We start from the raw sequence: 11,778 nt of genomic DNA, 5'->3' as shown, positions 1-11,778 counted from the left end.
GAGTTTATAGCATCTGCTTAGTTCGAGATGCTGCAAATCCGTTAAAGGTGTTAAATGGGCCAACCCAGCGTCACTGAGATTATTGCAATAGCTTAAATCTAGATGTTGTAAAGCCGTTAAAGGTGTCAAATGCGCTAATCCTGCATCGGTGAGATTATTGCAATCGCTTAAATCGAGATGCTGCAAAGCGGTTAAAGGTGCCAAATGGGCTAATCCATCATCCGTGAGATTGCGGCAATTTCTCAGATTTAGATGCTGCAAAACCTTTAAAGGTATCAAATGAGCTAATCCTACATCAGTGAGATTCTCACAGTAGCTCAAATCTAGACGCTGCAAACCCGTTAAAGGTGTTAAATGCGCTAACCCAGCATCGGTGAGTGGCCAGCAATAGCTTAGATCTAAATGCTGCAAAGCGGTTAAGGGTGCCAAATGGGTTAATCCATCATCCGTGAGATTACGGCAATTTTTCAGATTTAGATGCTGCAAACCCTTTAAAGGTATCAAATGGGCTAATCCTACATCAGTGAGATTCTCACAGTAGCTCAAATCTAGACGCTGCAAACCCATTAAGGGTGTCAAATGCGCTAACCCAGCATCGGTGAGTTTATCGCAAAAGTTAAGATTTAGATGCTGCAAAGCCACTAAGGGTGTCAAATGCACTAATCCCGCATCAGTAAGGTTTTTACAGTAGCTTAGATCTAGATGCTGCAAAGCCGTCAAGGGCGTTAAATGGGCTAACCCAGTAGCAGTGAGATACTCACAAATCCTTAAATCTAGATGCTGCAAACCCGTTAAGGGTGTCAAATGCGCTAATCCATCATCAGTGAGATACTCACAAACCCTTAAATCTAGATGCTGCAAACCCGTTAAGGGAGTCAAATGCGCTAACCCATCGTTCGTAATAGCCTGACACGCATTTAAATGAAGTACTTTTAAATTTTCACAATTTTTTAATGCTAAAAGATGGGCATCGGTCAAATAAGCATTGTTTGAAAAATTAAGAGCTTCTATCTCATCTAAGAAGTGATTTATAATTCTTTGAAATTCGGTTAACTGAACAGCCTGGTTTAATAATTCGCTCATAACGGTGAATTCTAAATAGTTCTTTAACATATTTAATCGACATTGACGAGCGAAATTTAAAAGCTCCTTTAATTCGATTAAACTTTTTTCAGTGGAATTAAAGGGTTCAAATCTCTGTAATTTGTACCCATCAATTAACTGTTTTTCTAAGTTTTTCACTACTCCTGTCAGTTCATAATAATCGACTAGTTGAATGGCAGAAGTAATCTCTTCTACAGGAACTTTAAAGTTAGCATCCAATAGGCAATTGAGTAAAAGCGTAAACTCTTTTTGTGTTAAAGCGAGAGGATGTTGCAGGGTTTCTTGAAATTGTCCTGACCAAAGAGTTTTAAAATAAAGGGATTTTTCCCTTAACAAAGCTAGTTGAGAGTGAGTAATAGTCAGAGAAGTTCCCTCTTGAAAGCTTAGTTGAATTTTTTCAGATGAAGGTGCAAGAGCGGGAGCTGGAATCGTTGACGCACTAGTTTCTTCTAGATTAGGCAAAGGATTGTCTAAGGGATTATTTTCTTCCACAAGAGGGTCATTAATGTCTTGAAGAGGATAGTAAGAAGGATACGTTGTATTGGCGAGGTAACTGTGACTAAATCCTAAATTAGAAATATTCAAAATGACTATCCCAATGAGTGAAATAAATTTTCATTTTATAGGTGTTTTAACAGTATAATATATAGATAAAAATCATGGCAATAGTCATAACCTAAAATAGGTAAGCACATTTAAAGAGAAAATTTCGTTTTATCAATGGAGAGTAAAAAATAAATAAGGACCAATATGGTTCAAACATAAACTCTCAGTTTTTGATCTGTAAGTGCCTTAATTCCATGAGATGATAGGATCAGGGAATAAACGGCTTATAAGATCTCTGATACAATTAAAGGGCATATTCGATTAGTAAATATATAGACGAAATATGCTGCGACTAGAATTGATTTATAAGCTTAATTTTAGGCCACAATACATCTTTGATGTGTATTTTTGGCGTTTACAAGCATAGAACTATTTGTATAGTGCCTTCAAAATGAGCAAATATTTTTCTTAGATAAGCGTCTCGATGGGAATTGATAAAGCTTAATGAAATTTTATTTTTTATTTTCTTAAGGCAAAGTATTCTTTCATTTTCGACGCCAGATTTCCCTTTTTTATTGAAAGTTTTTCTATTTAATAATTTTTAGATTGAGTGAATTTGCAAAAATTTTTAAAAAGAGCTAATCCCGCATCCGTGACTCTGTCACATCCCCTCAGATCGAGATGCTGCAAAGCCATTAAGGATGTTAAATGCACTAATCCCACATCGGTGAGATTTCCGCAGTAACTTAGGTCTAGATGCTGCAAAGCCGTTAAGAGTTCCAAATGAACTAATCCTGCATCGATGAGATTCCAGCACTGGCTTAGACCTAGATGCTGCAAAGCCGTTAAGGATGTCAAATGCGCTAATCCATCACCAGTGAGATTCTCCCAGTAGCTTAGATTTAGATGCTGTAAAGCCACTAAGGGCCTCAAATGGGTTAATCCTACATTGGTGAGATTCCAACATTGGCTTAGACTTAGATATTGCAAGGCCGTTAAGAGTTTCAAATGAATTAATCCTGCATCGGTGAGATTCCAACATTGGCTTAAATTTAGATATTGCAAGGCCACTAAGGGTGTCAAATGCGCTAATCCAGCATCCGTTACTTTATCACATCCCCTCAGATCGAGATGCTGCAAGGCCATTAAAATTTTTAAATGAACTAATCCTGCGTCGGTGAGATTATTGCAATAGCTTAAATCTAGATACTGCAAGGCCGTTAAGGGAGTCAAATGCACTAATCCTGCATCGGTGAGATTATTGCAATCGCTTAAATCTAGATGCTGCAAGGCCATTAAGGGAGTTAAATGCGCTAATCCTGCATCGGTAAGTTTCTCGCAATCGCTTAAATCTAGATGCTGCAAGGCCGTTAAGGGAGTTAATTGCGCTAATCCATCGTCGGTGAGATTATTGCAATAGCTTAAATTTAGATGCTGCAAGGCCATTAAGGGTGTCAAATGCGCTAATCCTGCATCGGTGAGATTCTCACAATTGCTTAAATCTAGATACTGCAAGGCCGTTAAGGGAGTCAAATGCGCTAATCCTGCGTCGGTGAGATTATTGCAATCGCTTAAATCTAGATGTTGCAAAACTGTTAAGGGTGTCAAATGCGCTAATCCTGCATCGGTGAGATTCTCACAATTGCTTAAATCTAGATGTTGCAAAACTGTTAAGGGTGTCAAATGCGCTAATCCTGCATCAGTAAGATTACGGCACCCTTGAAAACGAAGCTCTTTTAAATTTTTACAATTTTTTAATGCTAAAAGATGAGCATCGGTCAAATGGGCATTTTCTGAAAAATTAAGTGCTTCTATTTCATTTGAGAATTGATTTATAATTCTTTGAAATTCTGTTAATTGAGAAGTTTGGTTTAATAATGCGCTTATAACGGAAAACTCCAAATAATTCTTCAATGTATTTAATTGACAGTAGTGCGCGAAATTTAAAAGTTCTTTTAATTCGGCTAAACTTTCTTCAGTAGAGTTAAAGGGTTCAAATCTCTGTGATTTGTATTCAATAATTAGCTGTCCTTCTAAATGTTTCACTACTTCTGTCAATTCATAATAATCGACGAGTTGAATGGCAGAAGTGATCTTTTCCAAGGGAATTTCAAACTTAGGATTCGTTAGACAATTGAGCAAAAACGTAAACTCTTTTTGTGTCAAAGCGAGAGGATGTTGAAGGGTTTCTTGAAATTGCCCCGACCACAGATTTTTAAAATAGGGAGATTTTTCCTTTAACAAAACTAGCTGAGAATGAGAAATAGTTAAAGAAGTTCCCTCTTGAAAGCTTAGTTGAACTTCTTCAGGTGATGATGAAAGATCGGAAAGTTGAGCTGCTGGTGGGTTAACTTCTTCTATAGCAGCTAAAGAATTATTTAAGGAGTTATCTTTATCTCTAGAAGGATCGCTAATTTCTTGAGATTGGGAGTAAGAAAGAGTCGTTGTATTGACAAGATAGCTATACCTAAACCCTGAATTAGAAATATTCAAAATGATTCTCCAAATGAATTAATTTTCGATTAATTATAAATGTTTTAATAATTAGATAAAATTCAAATATAAACTCCTTAGCTTTTGATCTAAAAATGCTTTAAGTTTAGATTACTAAAAAGGCTACGCAAAAAGATTTTTGTATTTTTAGAGACTGTTTTAGTTAGAAAAATAGTTGGATAGTCATTTTAGCATGACAATTTCTTTTCCCATACGTACAAAATCTACATATCAAATTATCTTAAAAGCAAAGTAATAATTAAAAATGGCATTTTCTTTTTAAACGCTATAAAAATTGGGTCAGTCTTCTTAATTTAATCCTAAAAATTTAAACTCCCACCGTTTTTCTTTGCATCTTAAATCCACTTTTTGCTTTGTTTTTACCCCCTTTAAATGCACTTATCCCTATTTTAACTTCCCCCTTGTTTATTGCAAAACTATAAAATTACGATAGCAAGACAAGTGAATAGCTTGGGCAGTGATATGGAAGGAAAAAACCAGATGGCTAGAAAAAGAGTTTGTTAGCGATTTTTTTTGCTACGGATTTTCTATCACTCTCAATGCTTCTCTTTTTATTAAAAAACACCGGAAAATAAAAAAATGTTTGAAGCAAATTTGTTCCCCTATTTCCATTGAATAAATAAAAGGCCATCTCTTTTATTGCTTCCATTCACAAAAAGAAACGGAAAAAAGATCAGCAAGAATTTAACACCGGTTTTTAATTACAGAGAAAAACTTTTCTATAGTTTTAAAGCCTGGTTAATCATTATCAAGCCAAATGACAATCTCCCTCATTAGGATCTGCTGATCCACTTATAGTTTGACTACTTCTCTTCGTAAAACCAAAATATTATTAACAATTTATTCATTGAATGAGGTGAGCTATGAATGTAAATTCAATTCAGTTTAGCACGTTATATAATTCTCTTATTTTCCAAAATTTGCCCACACTTTCCACATTAGATCATGTAAAAGGTTTAATTGAGTCCTATAAAACAAAATTCGTTACGGAAGAAAATATAATCATCAGTGCCAAATGGCTCATCGAAAAGATCAATCAATTAGAAGATTTTAATATCCAGCGTGAATGTTTCTGTCGCCTGCTAGTATTGGAAATGGAAGACGTACAAAATTTGATAGTACAAGAGATAGTACCTCTTTTTGATTTTAAAACATTTTTGTATGACATTCAGCATGATCAAGCTCAACAGTTAATTCATCTCGAAAGGATCATCAGTGAAATCATGGAAGCAAAGCTAACTTTAGGTCAATTTAATTTTCTGGTTCCTATCTGCATAATTTACCAACGCATATTAGAGCACCTGTGGTTGCTTCCCTATCTCGAATTTGGCAATCACTGCTTTAATCTACTTGCCCAGAATAAAGACTCCATTCTAAGCAATATGAAAGGATGGATAGAAAGCCTCTATCAATTAGCTAACGAGAAAAAAATTGAATTTTTTATTCCAAAAAATGTAGAAAGCTCCGTCCTAAGGCTTTTTGAGCCACTATCTGAAACTGTCGCAAAAGAAATTAAGGTGCACAAAGCTGCCATTCATAAAAATAGAAAATTACCTTTAGAGCTTTTAGCAATCATGGCAGATTTTTACGAAAAACAAGGTGATTTTCCTTGTGCTATCTCCTATGCAGAAGTTCTTTTAGGAATTCTAACAAAGGGATTCCCAGAGATGTCGCAAAATAAAGAGTTATTTAATAAAGTTAGAATGATTCATGAAAAACTTGCAGCGTGGAACAAATCTCTTAAGTGGTATCAAAGTGCTATTTATCACAGCAAAGAAGCATTAAAAATAGCGGAGGTGCTAAATGAGCTTCATGAAGTATTCATTTATTTAAAAAATATAGGCTCTTTTTATGCAATGCAAGGACAAGATGATTCCGCGCTTCTTTTTTATAGTAAAGCTCAAACGATAGCACAAAATCTCACAGATCCTAAAATTAAAAGCCGAACTCTTGTTGATCTTGCAGAGGTTTATCTTTCCTTAGATAAGAATGATGAGGCAATTCAATGTTATCAAGATGCATTAAGCCTGACAGTAGAGAGAGCCGAACAAGCACACATTTACTCTAGGATCGGCCACACCCAAGCTAACGCTCAACGCTATCAGAGAGCTGAAGAGGCTTATCGCAACGCATTGAATATTCTCCCGCCAGATAACTTTTTGGGAGCTATAAAAATTCATGAAAACTTAGCCACATTATTTAATCATTTAGACAAATATGAAACAGCTATTTTCCATGCTGAAAAAATTTTAGAGCTAACGCAGCAACCGTCATTTCAAATAGATGAATCACAAGTATTAAATAGTAAATTCGGGGCCTTGACAACTCTTGGAAAAATCTATACTACTATTGAAAATCGAGGGAAAGGTCTTAATTATCACACGCAAGCTTTAAGTATCGCTGAAAAATTAAGAAATTTTCCAGAATATTTAGGAGCAGTATATACGAATCTCGGTGCTACATGTTGCTATTTGGAAAGTGATTCTGAAAGCATAAATTACTATATTAAAGCATTAAAAATAACAGAAGATCGCCTTAAGCGAGCCAAACTTTTAATAAATTTGGGACATGCTTTTTACCGCTGTGGTAAGTTTGCTGAGGCTGTTAAACATTATAAAGAAGCCGTTGAAATAAGCGATAAAACAGAGATAAAAAGCAGCAGCTTTAATGGTTTAGGTCTGTGCTACATAAATTTGGGAAACGAGAAGAAAGCGATTCAAAGCTTTAAAAAATTCGTTTGTTTATCTCAGGAGTTACAAAATCGCCGCAAGGAAGCGATAGGCTATCATAATTTAGGGGTACTATATAGAAAAACTGATGCTAGCCAAGCAGAGGAACATTATCAAAAAAGCATTGACGTTTACGCAGCCTTACATCAAGAACTTAAAAGTCATAGCCACTGGCAGATTATTTTTTTTGAAGAACAAGTAAAACCGCTTTTATGTCTGGAATTTCTTTTCTTGCAACAGGCTAAAATTGAAAAAGCTTTACAGGTCACAGATTTTAGGCGTTCGCGTGCCTTAATTTCCGCTTTGACAGAAAAATTCAAATTTCAGAAAAATAATTCTTTTTTTTCTTCCGGACTCACACCTCAAAACATGCAAGCCCTTGCTCATAAGATGAGCACTTGCTTTATCGTTTACTCTTTTGCTTCCGAAAATATGGACAGCATTACTATTTGGGTTATTCCTTCGCAGGGTGAAATAACTTGCCAGCAGCTGCCCTTAGGAATTTTGAAAGAAGAGTTTGAAGAAACGACTTACGTTTTTCAAACATTTCCCTTTATCATTGAGCCAACAGTTGCTAAAAGAAGACTCTTTCTTCGTCCAAAAAAAAACTCGCGGCTCCACTATCCATGCTTTTTTAGACGAGTTAGCCCGAGGAGATCCCGATGAGAGTACAAACTCTGCTGCTTTAAAATCTTTTAAAGATCGCCTTTCTCTTTGGTATGAAGCCCTCATTGCACCAATTGAATCTTATCTTCCTAAAGACCCTCAACAAGTCGTCACCATTATTCCCGACGGTTTTCTCTTTCAAACTCCGTTCGCTGCCTTCTTAGATAAAGAAGGAAAATATTTCATAGAAAAACATCCCATTTCCATTGTTCCTTCGATTGGAATACTAACTTTATTAGATGAAATTCCTAAAAAATTCTCAAAAAATTCTCTCGTCATTGGAAATCCCACAACACTCTATTCAAAAGACTCTTTACCATTTGCAGAAAAAGAAGCGCAAAAACTTGTCTCTCCTCTCCTTAAAACAGCTCCAGAAAGAATTCTCTTACAAGACAGCGCTACTGTTCAACACGTTGTAGAGGGAATGCGGGATGCGCGCTGGATTCATTTTGCTTGCCATGGATTGACAAGTGCAAAGCCTGATGGAAAGCTTGATCCTCATTCCGTTTTCGAAGGTCTTTTCAAGCTTGCTCCCGACGAAGAGCATCTTCAAGGGTATCTCCATGCGCAAGAAATTGCGGCACTTACTCTTCATTCGGACTTGGTTTTCATGAGTACATGTTTTTCTGGCAGAGGCAAGCTTCACGGGGAAGGAAGCGTTGGTCCCGTCTGGTCCTTTCTTGCCGCTGGAGCATTGTCAACGGTTGCAACTTATTGGAGACTACCGGACAGCGATCTAATCCTTCAGATGGTTGACACATTTTATCGCCACCTTTTGGGTATAAAGGTAGAAAAATTAAACAAAGCCCAAGCATTGCAAAAAGCCATGCTGATGACCATTGAGCAAAAACGAGAAAAACCTCACCTATGGGGAGCCTTTTTCTTATCGGGTTTAAGTGAATGAATTAGATAAAGGCTTTAAAATAGCCTGATGCTGAATATGGCTGCCAATTTTTAAAATCATTTAATTCTTAAAAGCGAAATGACAGCAATAGGAAACTGTAAGAGGAACGAAGAAAAAAATACCTTGTATTGGGTTCTGGTTAGAACTTTGAATATAAGGAGTCTGCACTAAATTTTAGCTATTGAGCTTTGACTACTTTTTAAATCAAAGAAATTAAAGCTCAATATTTTTTTAAAAGTCAACGTGCTTATTCGAGAGTCTGAAATTGATCTTCTTCAGATTCTTCGTCATAAACAGTATTATCAGAAGTCGTAGGTAAAACACCTACACACGACCAGGCTTGATGAACTATATCAGCCATTTCAAATTCTTTAGCTACTTCTATAGTTCTATGAGCAAACGTTTCAAAAGTTTCATTGCTTTCTAGTGTTCTATCTTGAGAAGCTCTAAACCAAATTTGAGCAATGATTCCCCACGTTCTACTACCTTCTGATTGACACGCTAAATAAAAAGCATGGCTTGGAATGCAGCTGTTATCATGTACATAGCCATAATCATTTTCTTCATCGTATCTAGGCAAATCTTGTTCATCTTCATCAAGATCTTGTTTGTAATTACTCTTCCTAGTAGATGGAATAGATAGATCGCGAAGGTTCCCAATCCACCATGTTTTCCTATTCACTAAAATTTGTCCAGTAATTAACCAAATTTTACTATTATCTAACTCTTGTGGCTTGAGCAGTTGCAATTTATGCTCATTTAAATCTTGAATTTTAGAAATGTTTAGCATTTCTCGATCAATTCGCTTAATTTCGCGTTTATTTAATTTTTGTTGCTTTAACAATTGAAATTTAAGCTTTAAAATTTGAATTTCGCGATTATTTGACTCATGTTGTGCGAGCGTCAGAAATCCACGTTTATTTAATTCTTGAATTTCGCAATTATTTGTCTTTCGAATTTTACGAATGTTTAGAACTTCTTGATTAATTTGCTGAATTTCGCAATTATTTGATACTTGTTGCTTGATCAGTTGAGTTTTATAGTCATTTAACTCTTGAATTTCGCGATCATTTGACTCTTGTTGCTTGAGCAATTGAGTTTTATGATCATTTAATTCTTGTCGTTTAAGCTGATAATTATTGTCATTTCCTAAAATTTCTTTATCTATTGACCAGTGTTTAAAAGCGATTCCAAATACATCCGCTAAAGATTCATCCAATGCACCTGATTGCCCTTTGTAAGTGAGTCTTCCATTCATGATGGCGTGAAAATATTCATGAGCGACCACTTCCTCTGTAACTGCAAAGGTATTGTTAAATTTAAACTGACACACTTCGTTAATGGTTTCGCTAGAGCAACTCCACTGAGCATTATGTTCTTGCCAATTGATGTAAAGTTTAGCAATTTTTCCTTGACCATCAATTCCCCTAAAATTAAAAATGCTCTCAAAAAATTCGTAAACTTTCTTTACAGTTTTATAAAGTTCTGCAGCGACAGGATCACCAGAAGTTGCGCATTGATTATTTTTACAAATTTCTCGCCCACTACGTATTGTGTAAATCTTAATATCTGGCTCAGGATAATTCCATTGTATCCCATAGTTAGTTTTTATTTGGCTAGTGTCTGCTGGAGCGTAAGTTCTACAAACAGGATAACGTTGCCCTGCGGGACGTAAACTTGAATTGTTCATATTTTTTCTTTCCTATTTACAATGTGTTTTCTATAATAAAAATATTTATCAATTAAATCTTTTATTTTATGTTTGTGTATATAATAGGTTTAAATTATTGGATAGAATAAAATAAGAAGAATCCTATTTTAGAATTGATGTTGCCCTGCAAAAAAGCCCAATATAAAGCAGAAAATCATGCTATCCTTTAAAAAAGGAAAGCAGCATGAAGAAAAGACCCCCCAGAAGAACAAATTATTAGAAACTTAAAAGAAGTTGAATCTGAAATACCACTTGCAGAAGTTTGTCGCAAGCACGGAGTCAACACAGCTTCTTATTATCAATGAAAAGCAAAATTAGGTGGGATGGAATTTTTCGGAAGCTTAATGATCAAGAAGCCTTGAATTTGGACGATAAGTTTAAAACAATTGTTGCTGATTAAGCTTTAGACATTATGGCTTTAAAGGGTGTCCTGTCAAAAAAGTGGTAAGCTCAATTGCTAAGCAACTTTATGCTAATGCAAGATGAAAAACCATCGATTTAAAGATGTGCTTTTAAATTGTTGGTATTCCATTGATCAGTTGGGCGATAGTTATCGAAAAGGCAAGAAGATAGAACAAGAGAAAGCACTCATTCAGAAAATGGCTCTTGTAAGATCCCAATTTAGTTATCGGCGCATTCATCTTAATATTGAAAAAAAGAGGGCATTAAGTTTAACCATAAAGAGCTTTTTAAGCTTTATTGAAAAATAGACCTTATAATGGATCAATGTCAATGACTATCTGACGATGCACGTTTCAGATAATCCTTACAAAAAAATAAAGCATTTAATGGAAGTTTTTTAATTTGAAAGCGGATTGAAGCATTTTCAGATCGTAGCCAATGAACACAATAGAATTATGGATGTGCTGTAATAGCAATAATATATAAGTATCCACAGCTAGGGCCATAGCACTAAAAAATGCGATGCTCCAGTTGTTTTATTTTGAGCAAAGGCTCAAAAAAGGTCTCTATCAAAAGAATAAAGTAATGCCATCAAGCTAGTAGCTTTTTTAAGAAAAAATAGCTATTTCGTTTAAGCAGCGGAAGTTAATGTTGTAGCGACCGAAGAGATTAACCATTTAACTTATTTTGTTTGCTCATTTGTGAAGGTGAATCTCATTTTTTTAATGTGGTATTGTGTCTTTAAATTGAGTAGATACGCGCCGAGATTTGAGAGCCCAAACCTCCCACTTGTTTTTAAGATTAGTACAGCCATTTTTCTAAAGATATCAATGAACATTTCATATAACGTATTAGTTTGCATTCATCCAAAGATATAGCAATTAGTCTTCTTTGCATAACTAAAAACAAACTGTTTATATAAATTAATTAACCGGCAAATTTTGCTTTGCTTTTCATGAACAAAAGCTTATTTACCTGAATTTTGGGTTTTTAGGCAGCCATTAACAATAAGCGATGCTGCTCTGCTAAGTTTATCGATGGCTTTTTAGGTTGGTGAGTATAAACAACAATCCCAGCTAATAGATTAATTAAAAAATTTCCGGCATTTCTGTGGCGTGTATGTTCAATTTGAGAAATATTTTTTAGTTGATCATTCACCGTTTCAATAATAGCTCGTTTTCTAAGAACCTGAATTTTGGGTT

The 11,778-nt window shown here is 35.3% G+C and carries 6 protein-coding genes and 1 pseudogene; 3 read left to right on the top strand and 4 right to left on the bottom strand.

Features of this window, described 5'->3' with window-relative positions:
- A partial coding sequence (locus BU804_RS09000) for a hypothetical protein (RefSeq protein WP_075883809.1) occupies positions 1-1,689 on the bottom strand: 1,689 nt, incomplete at its 3' end.
- Positions 1,690-2,241: 552 nt separating this feature from the next.
- On the bottom strand, positions 2,242-4,143 hold the full coding sequence (locus BU804_RS08995) for a BTB/POZ domain-containing protein (RefSeq protein WP_075883808.1): 1,902 nt from the start codon (positions 4,141-4,143) through the stop codon (positions 2,242-2,244).
- A gap of 884 nt (positions 4,144-5,027) precedes the next feature.
- Here BU804_RS08995 and BU804_RS08990 point away from each other — a divergent pair.
- A pseudogene (locus tag BU804_RS08990) lies at positions 5,028-8,463 on the top strand (CHAT domain-containing protein).
- Between the two features lie 247 nt (positions 8,464-8,710).
- Here BU804_RS08990 and BU804_RS14975 read toward each other — a convergent pair.
- Positions 8,711-10,153, bottom strand: a complete 1,443-nt coding sequence (locus BU804_RS14975; RefSeq protein WP_075883807.1) for a M4 family metallopeptidase — start codon at positions 10,151-10,153, stop codon at positions 8,711-8,713.
- 233 nt (positions 10,154-10,386) lie between these two features.
- Here BU804_RS14975 and BU804_RS17750 point away from each other — a divergent pair, with 233 nt between their 5' ends.
- Both BU804_RS17750 and BU804_RS08975 read left to right on the top strand, forming a co-directional pair.
- The gene (locus tag BU804_RS17750; RefSeq protein WP_075883810.1) at positions 10,387-10,479 is read left to right on the top strand and encodes a hypothetical protein; all 93 of its coding nucleotides are present in this window, start codon (positions 10,387-10,389) and stop codon (positions 10,477-10,479) included.
- Positions 10,480-10,656: 177 nt separating this feature from the next.
- A complete protein-coding gene (locus tag BU804_RS08975) occupies positions 10,657-10,884 on the top strand; it encodes a hypothetical protein (protein WP_075883806.1) in 228 nt (75 codons plus the stop codon).
- 682 nt (positions 10,885-11,566) lie between these two features.
- Here the strand turns inward: BU804_RS08975 and BU804_RS08970 are convergent.
- A partial coding sequence (locus BU804_RS08970) for a transposase (RefSeq protein ID WP_275935653.1) occupies positions 11,567-11,778 on the bottom strand: 212 nt, incomplete at its 5' end.

It is taken from the genome of Candidatus Protochlamydia sp. W-9 (assembly GCF_001950615.1).
Taxonomy (GTDB): Bacteria; Chlamydiota; Chlamydiia; order Chlamydiales; family Parachlamydiaceae; genus Protochlamydia; species Protochlamydia amoebophila.
Note: the sequence above shows the minus strand (reverse complement) of the source record. Positions and strands in the feature narration are given on the sequence as shown.